The 16,837-nt window shown below is 33.5% G+C and carries 16 protein-coding genes and 1 pseudogene; 5 read left to right on the forward strand and 12 right to left on the reverse strand.

Annotation, left to right across the window (positions count from 1 at the left end):
• The 12 genes and pseudogenes from AB8B90_RS05225 to hemA form a co-directional block, all read right to left on the reverse strand.
• Positions 1–300: pseudogene (locus AB8B90_RS05225) on the reverse strand (3'-5' exonuclease); the annotation flags it as partial.
• A 90-nt stretch (positions 301–390) separates the two neighbouring features.
• On the reverse strand, positions 391–1,545 hold the full coding sequence (locus AB8B90_RS05230) for a serine hydrolase domain-containing protein (RefSeq protein ID WP_405334377.1): 1,155 nt from the start codon (positions 1,543–1,545) through the stop codon (positions 391–393).
• Positions 1,546–1,554: 9 nt separating this feature from the next.
• Positions 1,555–2,073, reverse strand: a complete 519-nt coding sequence (locus AB8B90_RS05235; protein WP_405334379.1) for a PaaI family thioesterase — start codon at positions 2,071–2,073, stop codon at positions 1,555–1,557.
• Positions 2,073–2,546, reverse strand: coding sequence for a methylated-DNA--[protein]-cysteine S-methyltransferase (locus AB8B90_RS05240; protein WP_405334381.1), 474 nt, complete (start codon positions 2,544–2,546; stop codon positions 2,073–2,075). The genes AB8B90_RS05235 and AB8B90_RS05240 overlap by 1 nt, the downstream gene beginning before the upstream one ends.
• Before the next feature lie 2 nt (positions 2,547–2,548).
• Positions 2,549–3,640: a CNNM domain-containing protein gene (locus AB8B90_RS05245; RefSeq protein ID WP_405334383.1), complete on the reverse strand. Its 1,092-nt coding sequence runs from the start codon at positions 3,638–3,640 to the stop codon at positions 2,549–2,551.
• A 26-nt stretch (positions 3,641–3,666) separates the two neighbouring features.
• Entirely contained in the window at positions 3,667–4,656 is a 990-nt protein-coding gene (hemB, locus tag AB8B90_RS05250) for a porphobilinogen synthase (protein WP_405334385.1), read from the reverse strand.
• A gap of 82 nt (positions 4,657–4,738) precedes the next feature.
• Positions 4,739–5,641: an oxygen-dependent coproporphyrinogen oxidase gene (gene hemF / locus AB8B90_RS05255; protein WP_405334387.1), complete on the reverse strand. Its 903-nt coding sequence runs from the start codon at positions 5,639–5,641 to the stop codon at positions 4,739–4,741.
• A gap of 3 nt (positions 5,642–5,644) precedes the next feature.
• Positions 5,645–6,181 (reverse strand): GNAT family N-acetyltransferase, encoded by a 537-nt coding sequence (locus AB8B90_RS05260; RefSeq protein ID WP_405334389.1) that lies wholly within the window; start codon positions 6,179–6,181, stop codon positions 5,645–5,647.
• Positions 6,181–6,948: an EI24 domain-containing protein gene (locus tag AB8B90_RS05265; protein WP_405334391.1), complete on the reverse strand. Its 768-nt coding sequence runs from the start codon at positions 6,946–6,948 to the stop codon at positions 6,181–6,183. Before AB8B90_RS05265 ends, AB8B90_RS05260 begins: the two co-directional genes overlap by 1 nt.
• Positions 6,949–6,965: 17 nt before the next feature.
• Positions 6,966–7,991 carry a uroporphyrinogen decarboxylase gene (gene hemE / locus AB8B90_RS05270; protein ID WP_405334393.1) on the reverse strand — a complete coding sequence of 342 codons (1,026 nt, stop codon included), beginning with the start codon at positions 7,989–7,991 and terminating at the stop codon, positions 6,966–6,968.
• A 1-nt stretch (position 7,992) separates the two neighbouring features.
• The gene (hemC, locus tag AB8B90_RS05275) at positions 7,993–9,573 is read right to left on the reverse strand and encodes a hydroxymethylbilane synthase (RefSeq protein WP_405334395.1); all 1,581 of its coding nucleotides are present in this window, start codon (positions 9,571–9,573) and stop codon (positions 7,993–7,995) included.
• Positions 9,566–10,828 (reverse strand): glutamyl-tRNA reductase, encoded by a 1,263-nt coding sequence (gene hemA / locus AB8B90_RS05280; RefSeq protein ID WP_405334397.1) that lies wholly within the window; start codon positions 10,826–10,828, stop codon positions 9,566–9,568. Before hemA ends, hemC begins: the two co-directional genes overlap by 8 nt.
• A gap of 169 nt (positions 10,829–10,997) precedes the next feature.
• Between hemA and AB8B90_RS05285 the strand changes: the two genes are divergently transcribed.
• The 5 genes from AB8B90_RS05285 to AB8B90_RS05305 all read left to right on the forward strand — a co-directional run.
• Positions 10,998–11,918 carry a helix-turn-helix transcriptional regulator gene (locus AB8B90_RS05285; protein ID WP_405334399.1) on the forward strand — a complete coding sequence of 307 codons (921 nt, stop codon included), beginning with the start codon at positions 10,998–11,000 and terminating at the stop codon, positions 11,916–11,918.
• A gap of 70 nt (positions 11,919–11,988) precedes the next feature.
• Positions 11,989–12,591, forward strand: a complete 603-nt coding sequence (locus AB8B90_RS05290) for a hypothetical protein (protein ID WP_405334401.1) — start codon at positions 11,989–11,991, stop codon at positions 12,589–12,591.
• A 4-nt stretch (positions 12,592–12,595) separates the two neighbouring features.
• Complete coding sequence (gene hemH / locus AB8B90_RS05295) at positions 12,596–13,639, forward strand: ferrochelatase (RefSeq protein WP_405334404.1); 1,044 nt, start codon at positions 12,596–12,598, stop codon at positions 13,637–13,639.
• Positions 13,639–14,991, forward strand: coding sequence for an MATE family efflux transporter (locus AB8B90_RS05300; protein ID WP_405334407.1), 1,353 nt, complete (start codon positions 13,639–13,641; stop codon positions 14,989–14,991). The genes hemH and AB8B90_RS05300 overlap by 1 nt, the downstream gene beginning before the upstream one ends.
• Before the next feature lie 50 nt (positions 14,992–15,041).
• Positions 15,042–16,837 (forward strand): WD40/YVTN/BNR-like repeat-containing protein (locus AB8B90_RS05305; protein WP_405334409.1); only part of this gene is annotated, 1,796 nt, incomplete at its 3' end.

A 16,837-nucleotide genomic window follows, 5' to 3' on the forward strand; every position in this document is an offset into this window, starting at 1 on the left:
ATTTTTGAAATCTTTAAGGATTTTAATTTCATCACCATAAAAAGAGGTAACTCTAAACGTTCTAACCTCACCTTGATATGTAAAATACCCAACGGAAATACAAACGATTTTTCCAAATTCAGCCCAAATACCAGCTCTGTCGTAAAACTCTTCTGCAGTATAATCCTCTTTCCTTTGATATTGCGATTTCAACTCCCAAAGTTGTTGTTTGGTTTCATCCAAATCTGAAAAATGCTCAGTTTCAGGAACAGTTTCAATATCTAAGAATAATATATGTTCTAAGCTGAGTTTAGAAATCATTTCTTTATTGGGTTTAAGAGCATAACAAATATAGAAAATAATCTATAAATCAAAAATCTAAACGTAGATTATAATTAAATCAAACGAATATTACTTGTTTAACATATTGTAGGCTTCTTCGATATACAATGAGATATCATTGGTAAAAGAACCAATACCAGCATCTGGAGATTTTTGATGACCTAAGCGAACTATAATAATATTATCTTCAGGTTGAACGATAACATATTGGCCTAAATGTCCTCGCATCATTTTAAAGTTTTTTCCATTAACATCTTTCATCCACCAGCCATAACCATATTCTGGACTTTTAGGAAAACGAGGTGTAATAGATTTTGCTACGAAAGCTGAATCTAAAATTTGCTCTCCATTCCATTTGCCATGGTCTTTATACAGTTTTCCAAAACGAGCAAAATCTTTGGCATTACTAGCGATACAGCAATATGCTTTAACTAAATCGTGATCTTCACTATCGACTTGCCATAAGGTGCTATTTTCACTTCCTAAAGGCTTCCAAAAACTCTCTTCAAAATAATCATATAACTTTTTCCCAGTCGCTTTTTCAATAACCATAGCTAGCATTTGGGTATCTCCACTAGAGTATTTAAAACCTTGACCTGGCTCATCATCAACTTTTAAACCATTCATTACTTTAGCCAAATCATCATCAAAATAGGCTCTTGTTGTAATAGATAAAGGTGAATAATAGGCCTCATCCCAATTGGTTCCTGAAGCCATTGATGATAAATCACCAACCGTCATTTGAGCTGCTTTTTCATCACAAAATGCAGGCAGAAAATCACATACAGGTTGATCAAGACTTTCAATATATCCTTGCATGATGGCCTTACCCAATAATCCAGACACATAACTTTTAGCCATTGAAAAAGAATTAGATTTTGAGTTTTCATCAAATCCATCATAATAATTTTCATACCATATGCTATCATTTTTAATAATCACATAAGCAATAGTTCCCCAATCCTGATTAGCTTTTTTTAAGATATCTGTTTCTTGAACTGAATTGTAATCTTTATGGTTTACCCAAGGTTGAGGTTTGTCAGATGCTTCAATAGTTTGATTATCAAATTCCTTATAATCTTCTAGAAAAGCGGTAGTATGACCCTTCATGTAAATAGTTCTAACAGCTTTGATTAAATAATCAGTATCAGTTATATAGAGTACCACAATGAGTAAACCGAAAAATATAATTAAGAACTTTAATAGTTTTTTTAGAAATTTCATGAGAGAATATTAATGCTTTTTTCGCTGTTTTAATTTTTGTTTGTAATACTTTTTATTAGCGATATAAAGTGTTTTTTTAAAAGTAGCAATTTTATTTTGCTTGTCATCTACAAGATGCATGATTTTGACAATATCAATTTCATTTTTTGCTGCCACATCTTGTTTGATATGCTCTATTTCTTTAGGGTTGAATATAAACTCTCCATAAATTCTAGTTTTAGCAGGTCTTTTGTATTGTGCCTCAACCGATTTATCCCAAACCACATAATCATCCCCTAAAATTTGAATAAGCTGAATCATATAAATTGGATCTGTTGCAGATAACATACTACCTCCAAACATACTTCCTGCGTAATTTCGGTTTTTCCAGTTAAGGTTTAATGAAATCACTACTTTATGTAGGTCATCACTAACATCAATGAGTTTGGCTGTAGTTCTTCGGTACATTGGTGACCAATTGAAACCATATTTATATATGGTAGCGGGTTTAAAAAACCGTTCTAAGAATTGACTAGCAGTTTTGTACATTAAAAGAGACGTTGTTGTTTATATGGGCTTTCATGTTCAAGTAACCATTGTTTTCTGTGTAAACCACCAGCATATCCAGTTAAACTTCCATCGCTACCAATCACACGATGACAAGGAATAATAATCCATAATGGGTTTTTACCATTGGCATTCGCTACAGCTCTTATAGCTTTTACATCACCTAGTTGTTTAGATAATTCAAGATAAGAGACTGTTTTACCGTAAAGAATTTGTTCTAATTGTGTCCATACGTTTTTTTGAAATATGGTACCTTCAGGATTTAGTTTGAGATCAAACTTGGTTCGATTTCCCTCGAAATATTCTTGAAGTTGCATCACACAATCTTCTAATTGAACTGGGATAATATCAGTTTCTTTTTCTTCAGAATTCAATACCGTAACTTGAGAGATTCCATGTTCATCTCCAACTATTTTAGTATAACCTAAAGGGGAAGAAATGATGCAAGTTTCCATTTTTATTTGTTCTCTTCAGTAGGGTTTTCGTCTAATATGCCTAGTTTTTTTGCTCTAGTTTCCCAACTTTTTCTCGCCATATGTTGAAGGTCAGATACATTGTCACTCTCATCCATAATTTCCATCCCTAAAAGTGTTTCAATAACATCTTCCATAGTAACTAATCCACTCACAGAACCATATTCGTCAACAACGAGAGCCATATGATTTCTGCTTTCTACAAGCTTTTCAAAAAGCTTAGGGATTGGCAAATCTCTTGAGACAACAATAATACTTCTTTTAAGTTCAGATAATTTTTTTGAGCCATGGTCTAATGCCATTTCTTTAAAAACCTCACCTTTTAATACCAATCCTTTTATATTGTCAGAATCATCAGCATAAATTGGAATTCTAGAAAAACGAAGGTTCATATTTTTCTTAAAGAATTCTTCAACAGTCGTTTTCTCATCTTCGGCTTTCATAACCGTTCTTGGCGTCATAATATCTTTAGCAAACACCTCTTTAAAGGTGAGTAGGTTTTTAATAATTTTACTTTCATTCTCTTGAAAAACACCTTCTTCTTTTGCCATATCTGCCATAACTAAAAACCCTTCTCTACTTAAGACACTCCCGTGACCTTTGCCTCCAATAAGTTTAGTCGTGAGTTGTAAAACCCAAAGGATTCCTGTCCATTTTAAAGGAAAGATGAGAACAGTTAGCGCTTTTGATGTAAAATTAGCTAATGATTTCCAATACGTTGCTCCGATGGTTTTAGGAATAATTTCGGAAGCAATTAAAATGAGCAATGTCATTATTGCCGAGACCACTCCAACTGTATTAATTCCAAAAATTTCAATTTTATAAGGCAGTTTTTCTGCTTGAATACCTACCATCATAGCTCCTAAAGTATGAGCAATGGTATTTAAAGTCAAAATTGCAATTAGTGGTTTATCTACATCTTTTTTTAAAGCTTCGAGAGTTAGTGCATAGTTCTTACCCTCTTGTTTTTTTACATTAATAAATGTTGGAGTAACACTCAGTAAAACGGCTTCTAGGATTGAACATAAAAAAGAAAAGAAAATAGAAATGGTTGCCCATAAAATTAAAGCTGTCATTAAAATTTATTTAGTTAGATACAAATTTACGACAATAATTTTACAACATCCTTAGCAAAGTAACTTGCAATCACATCAGCTCCAGCGCGTTTGATTGCTGTAATTTGTTCTAACATTACTGCATCATGATCTAACCAACCTTTTTCAGCAGCAGCTTTAAGCATCGCATATTCACCAGATACTTGATAAACAGCAACAGGTACATCGACTTCATTTTTTATTTCTCGAACGATATCTAAATAACACAATCCTGGTTTGACCATAACGATATCTGCGCCTTCATCGATGTCCATTTTAGTTTCCCGAATGGCCTCAAAACGATTAGCAAAATCCATTTGATACGTTTTTTTGTCTTTAGGAATCTCTTTGGCATCAGCAGGAGCCGAATCCAAAGCATCTCTAAATGGACCATAAAATGCTGAAGCATATTTAGCCGAATAACTCATGATACCAGTATCTGTGTAACCGTTATCTTCTAGAGCTTCTCTTATGTTTAGAATTCGTCCATCCATCATGTCACTTGGTGCAACAAAATTAGCTCCAGCTTCGGCATGAGATAAACTCATTTCAGCTAAAACCTCTGCAGTGTCATCATTAATTATTTGTCCGTTCTCAATAATACCATCATGACCATAAATCGAATAAGGATCTAAGGCCACATCGGTCATGACTAACATATTAGGACAAACATTTTTTACAGTTTTAATGGCACGCTGCATCAATCCGTTAGGATTTAAGGCTTCTGTTCCTTTGTTATCTTTTAAGTTGTCTGGTACTTTCACAAAAAGCAATACCGATTTTAATCCAAGGCTCCAAAGTTCTTTGACTTCGTGCTCTAGTAAATCCAAACTAAAACGATAATAATTAGGCATTGATGCAATTTCTTGTTTAATACCTTTTCCTTCTACTACAAACAAGGGTACTAGAAAGTCCTGAGGAGTAATTATGGTTTCTCGAACTAAACTTCTAATAGCTTCGTTGGTTCTTAGTCTTCTATTTCTTCTTAATGGAAACATAGTTTTATAATTTAATAGCTGTCATTTAGAGCTTAACAAAGAAAATTGTTTCTTCAGTCATTCTAACTTTGGAATGACAAATTTAAACCCAATTTCTAGGATTTTGTAATACATTAACTAACTTTTCTTCTTCGCTTCCTGCTTCAGGGTGATGATCGTAAACCCATTGCACATGAGGCGGTAAACTCATTAAAATACTTTCAATTCTTCCGTTGGTTTTTAAACCGAAAAGTGTGCCTTTATCATGAACAAGATTAAACTCAACATAACGACCACGACGAATTTCTTGCCAATTCCGTTGTGTTTTGCTGTATTCTAAATCTTTACGTTTTTTGACAATAGGTAGATAAGCATTTAGGAAACTGTTACCAACTTCGGTTACAAAGTCATACCAATTTTGCATGCTTATATCTTCAGTCTTTTTGCAGTAATCAAAAAACAATCCACCAATGCCTCGTGATTCATTTCTATGCGAATTATAGAAATACTCATCACATCTTTCTTTATATTTTGGGTAAAATTCTGGATTGTGTTTGTCACAAGCAGTTTTACATATCTGATGAAAATGTTTAGCATCTTCTTCAAACAGATAATATGGCGTTAAATCTTGTCCTCCACCAAACCACTGGTCTACGATATCCCCTTGTTGATCATACATTTCAAAATAACGCCAATTTGCATGTACAGTCGGTACCATTGGGCTTTTAGGATGTAGGACTAAACTTAATCCACATGCAAAAAAGTTAGCATCCTTAACTCCAAAGTATTGTTGCATGCTTTCAGGTAATTTTCCATGAACTCCAGAGATATTGACACCTCCTTTTTCAAAAACGTTTCCGTTTTCAATTACGCGAGTTCTTCCACCTCCACCTTCAGGGCGCTTCCAAAGATCTTCTTGAAATTTAGCTTTACCATCAATACCTTCTATACCTGAGGTGATTTTGTCTTGTAATTCGTGTATGTATTTAAAAAATAAATCTTTCAAAATTTATGCTTTATATAATTCGTATAATTCCATATCTAACGGTTGCTCGCCTTTTGGAGTGAATCCTTTTTCTAAGGTTTTTTGCCATTCAAAGTTATTATTCAAAGCAACATTAACACTTGAGACATTGTCTTTGTGAGCAATAATTTGAAGTGTTTCTAAACCTAATTCATTAAACGTATACTTGGTTAGCTGTTTAATTGCTTTGGTCATTAAATTTTGACCATTAAAATTGTAATCAATTGCGTAAGCAAATTCACCTTGTCGTTTTTCCCAATCTATTTCTTTAAGATAAACCAATCCAACAAGTTGTCGTTTTTCTGAATATTTTATTGTGAATAGAAATTCTTCTTTATTTTTAAATTGTTTGGTTTTCTTATCTACAAAAATTTTAGAGAGTGTTGGGTTTAGATTTTGTTCTAAAGTTTTTGGAAAATAACGTTTTAAGCGATTGTTATTTGTGATCGTAAAGTCACAAACTTTCCATGCATCTCCTTCATGAATTGGATTGATTTCATAATCATCGAATTGTAGTGTCATTATTCAATGGTTTTAGTTTCTGAGATAAGTTGGTTCTCTTTCAATAATGATACTGTTTTTAGTGAAGCTGCAGTAACACTCATAGGTAATACTAAAATCACACCAATAACTGGAAGTAGTAAAAACAAGATAAAGATGATTCCGTTTCCAATGGCAATTCCTCTATGCTTTCTTACAAATTGAATACTGTCACGATATTTAAAATGGCGTTCTAAAGTGTAGTCCATATTTCCAAAACCAGCATAATAAGCTTGCACTAAGAATAATAATATGGTTGAAAAAATATTTACAATTGGAATGAATTTCAGCAACAATAATGGAATTGTTATGAGGAGTTCTTTTCCAAGATTTCTCATATTTATTCGAATACCTCTCCACAATTGTTCTCTAAAGGTTGTCTGTCTATGACTATAAGTTTCAACACCAGTTAAGTGGGTCTCAATTTTTTCTGAAACAGGACTCATAAAAGGTGCAGATAAAGCCATAATAATATGCTTGTATAGGATTAAGCCAATGGCTAAAACCACAATTCCACCAATAAATGTTGAAATAGAGATGAAGATATCTTTTCCAAAATCCCAAATCCAAATTTTTGCAATAAAACGACCAATATTATCTGAGAGTCCATATGCTGAAAGTCCAATAATTACTGCAGTTATAAAACTAATAGCCATTGGAATAAAAAAATACTTCCAAAGCTTAAGCTTTGAAATTAATGCAAGAGCTCCTGAATAAGCTTGTATGCCATTAATAATATTTTTTATCATTTTAAAACCTAATTTAATTAAGCCTTGTATTCTTTTACAGCATCAATAAAAGCTTTAGCATTATCTAAAGGAATATTAGGTAATATGCCATGACCTAAATTTACGATATACTTGTCTTTTCCAAAATCGTTAATCATTTGGTGCACCATTTTTTTAATTTCAGAAGGTGGCGAAAATAATCTGGTAGGATCAAAATTACCTTGTAAAGTGATGTTTCCTCCAGTTAAATAACGTGCGTTTCTTGCAGAGCAAGTCCAATCTACACCTAAAGCAGAAGCTCCAGATTTAGCCATCTCACCAAGCGCAAACCAACAACCTTTTCCGAAAGCGATTACAGGTGTATCCTCTTTCAGGGCATCAATAATTTGTTGAATGTACTGCCAAGAAAATTCTTGATAATCAACAGGAGAAAGCATTCCTCCCCAAGAATCGAAAACTTGAACCGCATTACAACCAGCTTTTACTTTTTCTTTGAGATAAGCAATGGTAGTATCTGTGATTTTTTGTAGTAATTGGTGAGCTGCAATAGGATTAGTAAAGCAAAATTCTTTGGCTTTATCAAAGTTTTTACTGCCCTGACCTTGAACACAGTAGCACAAAATAGTCCATGGCGAACCTGCAAAACCAATCAATGGAATTTCGTCGTTAAGTTTTTCCTTAGTTGCTTTTATAGCTTGGTAAACATAATTTAAAGCCTCTTTTACATCAGGAACAATAACATTATCGACATCTTTTTGTGAGCGAATAGGATTGGGTAAATATGGACCAAAATTTGGTTTCATTTGAACCTCAATATTCATAGCTTGAGGAATCACCAAAATATCACTAAATAATATGGCTGCATCCATACCATAACGACGGATAGGTTGTACTGTAATTTCACTCGCTAACTCAGGGGTTTGACAACGCGTAAAGAAATCATATTTGGCTTTGATTTCCATAAATTCAGGAAGATATCTACCAGCTTGACGCATCATCCACACAGGTGGACGCTCGACAGTTTCTCCATTTAGAGCTCTTAAAAATAAATCGTTTTTTATCATATTAAACGTAATATTCGTTTACTATTTCTATAACACTTTCAACAGTTGGTATTTTAGCAACCTTAACCTCTTCAAAATGTTTACTTGCCTCTTTAGCTGTTGTTTCGCCAATACAAAAAGCAATCATATTGTCTTTTACCAAATTTTCTTGTTTATAACTTTGAACTGTTGAAGGGCTATAAAACATAACGCCTTTGACTGTGTCATTAATTTTTACAGCATCGTATTTAGTCTCATATGCAATGACTTCATTAACTTCAATATTACTTTCTTTTAAAATACTTGGTAATGCATCTAAACGAATATCACTACAGAAATAAGTTACGTTTGCCCCTTCTATATATTCAACTAAATATTCAGCTAAAGCCTTAGAGTTATTTTCAGTGTGCTTTACTTTTCCGATTTTGCGCTCTACAAGACGTTTAGTTCTTCTGCCAACGCAATAGATATTCTGGAATTGTAGTTCTTGAGGTGCAAAATTCATTAATAATGCTTCAACAGCATTTTTACTAGTAATGATAACGTTTTTTGGCATAGGTCGTAAGACCTTAGCTGTCATTCGATTTAAACTAATTTTTATAAAATCAGAACTCTCAGAAACTACATCTTCATGAAATAGTTGCTTTTGATCGTCTGTTAATGTTTTGGTAGAATAGATATTTACTTCTTTTGAAGACTCTTTAATAGAATCCATCAAACGTTTTCCGCCACGTTCAATAATGAAATTAGCGCAGAACTCTGCTAAATCTTCGTGTTTTCCCAATGCAACGGTTCGTTGAACTTCAATTTTTTTACTTCCATCGAGACTTAATAAAATCCCATTGAAATGTACCTCCTCGTTTTTGATAAAAGCTATAGCACCAATTGGAGCTGAACAACCACCTTCTAAACGTTTTAAAAATTCACGTTCAATAGAGGTACATATTTCAGTTTCTTCATGGTTAATTTCAGCACAAGCAGCTAATGATTCCTCATCAGTTTCAAGGGCTGTAATCATGATTGCACCTTGAGCTGGAGCAGGAACCATCCATTCCAGATTAAAAGTTTCTTCAGGTCTTATGTCTAATCTGCCTAAACCAGCTGCTGCAAATATGGCACCATTCCAATCGTTGGTGTTCAGCTTTTCTAGTCTAGAATTAACATTACCTCTTAAACCAACAATCGTATGAGTAGGGTAACGGTTTAACCATTGCGCTCGTCTCCTTAAGCTACCAGTAGCGATTACTGCATCTCTATGTGACAAAAACTCTTCATTGTTTTTAAAGACTAGGCAGTCTCTAACGTTTCCACGTTTTATAACTGCAGCTTGTACAATTCTTTTTGGTAATAGAGTTGGAACATCTTTAAGTGAATGCACAGCAATATCTATTTCTTCATTGAGCATTGCAATATCCAGTGTTTTTGTAAAAACGCCTGTGATACCTAGTTCATAAATAGGCTTATTTAATACTAAATCTCCAGTTGATTTTACTGGAACTAAAACAGTTTTATATCCTAAATGCTCAAGTTGTGATTGTACAATTTTGGCTTGCCATAGCGCTAGTTCGCTATCACGAGTTCCGATTCGTATAGTTTTAGACATTCTCTTTAGTTGTTTCTAGTTGAAACACTTTTTTTATGAGTTCAAGGCTATCATTTGCAGACACATCATCGTCTTTTAAGTGATGTGCAAAATGGTTGGTGATTTTCTGAATAATATTGTTACTAATGACTTCAGCTTGTGTTTCGTTGAAATCAGACATTTTTTTTCGTTGTGTATCTAATTCTGCAGTAGCAAAGTCAGTTAATTTATACTTTAAAGCTTTAATAGTAGGTGCAAATTTACGAGTTGCTAGCCACGAATTAAAGTCAGCTTTTACATCTTCAATAATCTCTTCAGCCACTGGAATATGAGACTTTCTGCGTTCTAAAGTTTCATCTGTAATTTGTGATAAATCATCTAAATGAACTAAAGTAACATTTGCTAGATCAGTTACATTTTCGTTGACATTTTTTGGGATTGATAAATCAAGAATCAATAATGATTTTGTTGTTTGAATGCAATGTTTATCTACTGTAGGGTTTTGTGCACCAGTTGCGACAATTAAAACATCAGAAGTATTGATTTCTTCTTGGAGGTTGGCATAATCTTTTACTAAAAGATTGAATTTTCCAGCAACAGCTTCGGCTTTATCTTTGGTTCTGTTAATTAATGTAATGTGCTCGTTTTTGGTGTGTTTTACCAAGTTTTCACAAGTATTACGACCAATTTTTCCAGTACCAAATAACAAAATGTTTTTTTCAGAAACATTCTTAATTTCATTCATAATGTATTGTACAGTAGCAAAAGACACAGAGGTTGCTCCAGATGAAATTTCAGTTTCTGTCTTGATTCGTTTTGAAGCTCGAATCACTGCATTTACCAAACGTTCAAGGAACGGATTAAGAAGCTGATGTTTTTTAGATAGTCTAGCACTAATTTTTAATTGACTTATAATTTCAAAATCACCAAGAATTTGACTGTCTAATCCTGAACCTACACGAAATAGATGTGAAATTGCGTCTCTATTTTTGTACACATAAGCAACCTTTTCGAATTCTTCAACTGTCCCCTTTGTGTTTTCACAAAGCAATTGAATCAATTGAAAAGGATGTTGTGCAAATCCGTAAATTTCAGTCCTGTTACAAGTAGAAGTAACAATGAGGCTTTCTATGCCATTTTGTTTTGCTTGATTTATAACAGCAAGTTTTGAAGTTTCATCTAAACTAAAATGACCACGTACCTCAGCATCAGCTTTTTTATAGCTGAGACCAATAGCATAAAATGTTGTGCCTCTCGACCTATTGTAGTGCTCCATACCTGATTTGGAAAATACGTTAGCAAAAATAAAAAGCTTCTAAGATAAAAAACAACGCTAGAAGAACTTTTAGTATCGTTTGTGGTTTTTTATTACTATTTCTTATAATAAAATGATAAATGTCATATTTTTGCAGTAATAATCACGCTTTAAATCACATTAGTTTAGAATGAATCTAAATAACAACAAAATAGAAACTGAAGATAGTAGTTTAAAAAGTGTCGCTAAAGGTTCTTTTGATGAGACAAAATTAGATGAAGGGTTTTTCGTACTTACATTTCAAAATGAATCAAATGACATTCAAATTGTTGAACGTGAGATTGATAGCCGTTTTATACAATTTCATTTTTGCATTAAAGGCTCAAGTGAGTTTGTATTCAATAATGGGACTTATAAACTAAAAATAGAAGAAGAAAATTCGTTATTGCTTTACAATCCACAACGTGATTTACCCATTCATTTAGAGGTGAATCCTAACTCTTGGTTAGTGTCTGTTTTAGTTTCTATTAAAAAGTTTCATGGGTTATTTTCTCAAGAAGCTGATTTTATTACCTTTTTAAGTGATGATAATAAGGATAAGAAATATTATAAAGATGGAAAAATTACACCTTCGATGGCTATTGCATTAAATCAAATTATAAATTATAATTTAAACAGTAGCATCAAGAGTCTTTATTATAAAGGAAAAGCATTAGAGTTATTGAGTTTGTACTTCAATAGAAATGAAGACGCAGATGTTGAACAATGTCCGTTTTTGGTTGATGAAGCTAATGTTATTAAAATAAGAAAAGCAAAAGATATCATTATTTCTAGAATGGCAGAGCCTCCAACTTTAAATCAGCTTTCAGAAGAAATAGGCTTGAGTTTAAAAAAATTAAAAGAAGGTTTCAAGCAAATTTATGGCGACTCTGTGTTTAGCTTCTTATTTGATTACAAAATGGAGGTTGCACGTAAATTATTAGAAGCTGGAGACCATAATGTCAATGAAGTTGGTCTTAAAGTTGGTTACAGTACATCCAGTCATTTTATTGCAGCATTTAAAAAGAAATATGGTACGACACCAAAAAAGTATTTGATGTCGTTGAGTTAAATCCTAATTAAATTATAAAATCTAAATCTTAGTCAATACTATCGTATTTTTGCAAAAACTATTTGTTACTATGAAATTTCTTTCAACTTTATTTTTTATTTGCTTCATATCTGTTTCGGCGTATTCACAATCTCATAAAACTATTTTAATTAAAGAAGCGAATATCTATTTTGATTATATGGTCAAACAAAATTTCGATGGTGTTTTAGACTATATGTATCCGAAGGTTTTTGAAATGGCACCAAGAGAACAAATGAAAGCAGGAATGCAGCAAATGTTTAATGCTGAAGACATGACAATTCAGTTTTTATCTAATGTTGTTACACAGGTTACTGATACAAAAAATTTAGAGGGAATTACTTATGCCGCAATCTTCTATTCAAGCAAAATGAAAATGACTTTTTTAACTGAAGAAGAACAGGCAGAGGACGATAAAAAAGGATTTTTAATGTTTATGAAGGCGACAATGCAAACCCAATTTGGTGAAGACAATGTTGTAGAAGAATTAAGTACAATGTCATTAATCATAGATATGGATGCAACGATGTTTGCCATTGATGATCCAAAATATAAAGGTTGGAAATTTCTAGGAAATGATGATGCTATGGCTACTATAGTCAATTCCGTTATTCCTGAAAGTATACGTACTGAATTGTTAAATGAAAAAGAATAAATAAATGAAAGGAGTTTTACTCGTTAATTTAGGATCTCCCGATTCTCCAGAACCCAAAGACGTAAAACGCTATTTAGGCGAATTCCTTATGGACGAACGCGTTATTGATGTCCCTCTTTGGGCAAGAACACTTTTAGTAAAAGGAATTATTTTGAATACACGTCCAAAAGCTTCCGCAAAAGCCTATAAAAAAATATGGTGGGATGAAGGGTCTCCATTAATTGTGTTATCTGAACGTCTAAAAGATAAAATTCAAAATCAAATAGATTTGCCAGTGGCTCTAGCCATGCGATATGGAAGTATGACTATCAAAAAAGGACTTCAAGAGTTAGTTGATAAAGGTGTTAATGAAGTGTTTTTAATGCCATTGTATCCCCAATATGCTATGGCTACAACCGAGACGATTTTAGTTTTAGCTGAAGAGATTAGAAAAGCTAGTTTCCCTAATATCACAATTCACGATTTGAAACCATTCTACAATGATTCAAATTATATCAAAGTGTTATCAAATTCTATTGCTAGGCATCTTGACAATAAAGATTACGAACATTTGTTATTTTCCTACCATGGTGTTCCAGAACGCCATATTAGGAAAAGTGATATCACAAAATCACATTGCAAACCAAATGATAAAATAAATTGTGTCTGCTGCAAAACACCATCAAAAGCTCATGAGTTTTGTTACAAACATCAATGCAAAGAAGTCACCCGTTTGGTTGCCGAAGCCTTAAATTTAAAAGAAGGAACTTACTCTACATCTTTTCAATCTCGATTAGGGTTTGATCCTTGGTTGCAGCCATATACAGATCGAACGATTGAACGTTTAGGAAAAGAAGGGACAAAAAAAATGGCCATTGTAACACCAGCATTTGTTAGTGATTGTCTTGAAACACTGGAAGAGATAGCGATGGAAGGTGAGGAGATTTTTCATGAAATGGGCGGACAGGATTTTACAACTGTTCCATGTTTGAATGATAATCAAGAGTTTGTAGATTTATTATCTAATTGGATTAAGCAATGGGCTTTGACAGAAACTGTTGAAGCATAATGACTAAAGTATCCTCTAAAGAATTAGGAACTCAGCCAATAGGAAAACTATTGATCAAACAAGCTGTTCCTGCATCTATTGGAATATTAGTCATGTCACTAAATATTTTAGTAGACACTATTTTTGTTGGCCAGTGGATTGGATCAACTGCTATTGCTGCGATTAATGTCGTACTTCCTGTGTCTTTTTTCATTGCTGCTTTAGGTATGAGTATTGGCGTTGGAGGATCTTCAATAATATCAAGAGCTCTTGGAGCAAATAACACCATTAAAGCACTTAAGGTTTTTGGAAATCAAATTACATTAACTTTATTGTTTACAGTAGCTTTAATTATTCCTGGACTTTTATTTGTTGATTACATCATTCCTGTATTTGGCGGAAAAGGTGCTATTTTTGAGCCTGCTAAGATTTATTATACCATAGTGCTTTATGGAGTTCCATTTTTGGCACTTTGTATGATGGGAAATACAGTAATTAGAGCTGAAGGTAAACCTAAATTTGCCATGTATGCTATGATGATTCCGTCTGTTGGGAATTTAGTACTGGATGTTCTTTTTATAAATGTCATGGATTTAGGAATGGCAGGTGCAGCTTGGGCTTCAACAGTATCGTATTTATTGTGTTTTGCATTCGTGTTTTGGTATTTTTTATCTAAAAATTCTGAATTAAAACTCTCCGAATGTTTTTTTAGATTGCGATTACCAATAATTAAAGAGATTTCATCTCTAGGATTCGTTACATTATCGCGTCAAGCAGTTGTTAGTATCACATACTTATTCATGAATAATATTCTCTTCGATTTAGGCGGAGAAACTTCTGTAACAGCGTACGCTATTGTTGGACGAATGCTCATGTTTGCCTTATTTCCAGTTTTTGGAATTACACAAGGTTTTTTACCAATTGCTGGTTTTAATTATGGCGCTCAACAGTTTGAACGTGTGCGACTAACCATTTCTACGGCTTTAAAATACGCCATGGCTTTAGGAACGCTAGTGTTTATTATGTTGATGATTTTTCCAGAAGAAATCACAAGATTGTTTACTACTGATACTGAAGTTATTAAAGAAACACCATCTGCAATGCGATGGGTTTTTGCTGCTACACCAATAATTGCTGTCCAGCTCATAGGAGCAGCATATTTTCAAGCTGTAGGGAAAGCAATTCCAGCATTATTATTGACATTGACTAGACAAGGCTTTTTCTTTATTCCTCTAATTTTTATTTTACCTCAATTTTTTGGCGAATTAGGGGTTTGGATGTCTTTTCCTATTTCAGACATACTATCAACTATTGTTACTGCCTTATTTTTGCATAGAGAAGTGAAATTAAAATTATTACCACAAAGTGAATAGTCTGTTTTAATTAGTATTTTTAAATTTCAAAAATTAAACACTAACCTGACATGAGATTTTCTACATTATTTTTCTGTTTTTTATCTATTTTTTTCATCGCAAATATTGACGCACAAACTTTTGACGAATCTCAATTTGATGCTTTAGAGTATCGTCTAGTTGGTCCATTTCGTGGTGGTAGAAGTGCTGCTGTAACAGGAGTACCAAACCAACCTAACCTATACTATTTTGGTTCTACAGGTGGAGGTATATGGAAAACAAGTAATGGTGGTCGAAGTTGGGAAAATATTTCTGATGGATTTTTTGGTGGAAGTATTGGTGCAATTACAGTGTCCAAAAGTGACCCAAATGTTATTTATGTTGGAGGAGGAGAAAAAACAGTAAGAGGAAATGTATCCTCAGGTTATGGAATTTGGAAAAGTGTTGATGCTGGAAAAACATGGATGTCAGCAGGATTGAAAAACTCGCGTCATGTGCCAAGAATTGCTGTCGATCCTACAGATCATAATGTGGTTTACGCTGGTGTTCTTGGGAATATTTACAAACCAACTCAAGATCGAGGAGTTTACAAAAGTATTGATGGTGGTAAAACTTGGAAGAAAACCTTATTTGCTAATGATCAAGCTGGAGTCGTAGATTTACTTATTGATCCAACAAATGCTAGAATTTTGTACGCATCAACATGGAGAGTGCAACGAACACCTTACAGTTTGAGTTCAGGTGGTGAAGGATCTGCGCTATGGAAAAGTACTGATAAAGGAGAAACTTGGACTGAGATATCCACTAAGAAAGGATTTCCAAAAGAAACATTAGGAATCATTGGTGTTACTGTATCACCTGTAAACAATCAACGTGTTTGGGCTATTGTTGAAAATAAAGAAGCTGGTGGTTTATATAGGAGTGATGATGGTGGTGACACTTGGACTCAGGTTAATAGTGAACGAAAATTACGACAACGAGCGTGGTATTATACGAGATTATATGCTGATACTAAAGATGCAAATATTGTTTACGTTCTAAATGTACGTTATCACAAAAGTACCAATGGCGGAGAGTCTTTCAGTACTTATAATGCACCACATGGAGATCATCATGATTTATGGATAGCACCAGAAAATTCAAATCGAATGATTATAGGAGATGATGGTGGTGCTCAAGTTACTTATGATGGAGGCGAAACTTGGAGCACATATCATAATCAACCAACTTCTCAGTTTTATCGTGTCACAACTGATAATCATTTTCCTTACCGTATTTATGCTGCACAACAAGATAATTCAACAGTAAGAATTCCACATAGAACAGATGGATGGACAATTACTGAAGATGATTGGGAATCAACAGCTGGTGGAGAATCTGCTCATATTGCTATTGATCCTGAGGACAACGATATTGTTTATGGAGGAAGCTATGATGGGTTTTTAACACGATATAATCACAAAACAGGAACAGTTAGAGCCATTAATGTTTGGCCAGATAATCCTATGGGACATGGCGCAGAAGGTATGAAATATCGTTTCCAGTGGAATTTCCCAATTATATTTTCAAAACATAATCCAGATCGCTTGTACACCTTTTCACAACATGTACATGTCACCGAAAATGAAGGACAATCTTGGAAAATTATTAGTCCGGATTTAACAAGGAACGATCCTGAAAAGTTAAAATCTTCAGGTGGTCCAATTACTCAAGATAATACTTCTGTAGAATATTATTGTACCATTTTCGCGGCTCAAGAATCTCCTCTAACTGAAGGATTGTTATGGGTAGGAAGTGATGATGGATTAATACATGTCACAAAAGATGGTGGACAAACTTGGGATAATGTAACACCTAAAGGCATGCC

Origin of the sequence: Psychroserpens sp., from assembly GCF_045105015.1 — a bacterium.
GTDB lineage: Bacteria > Bacteroidota > Bacteroidia > Flavobacteriales > Flavobacteriaceae > Psychroserpens.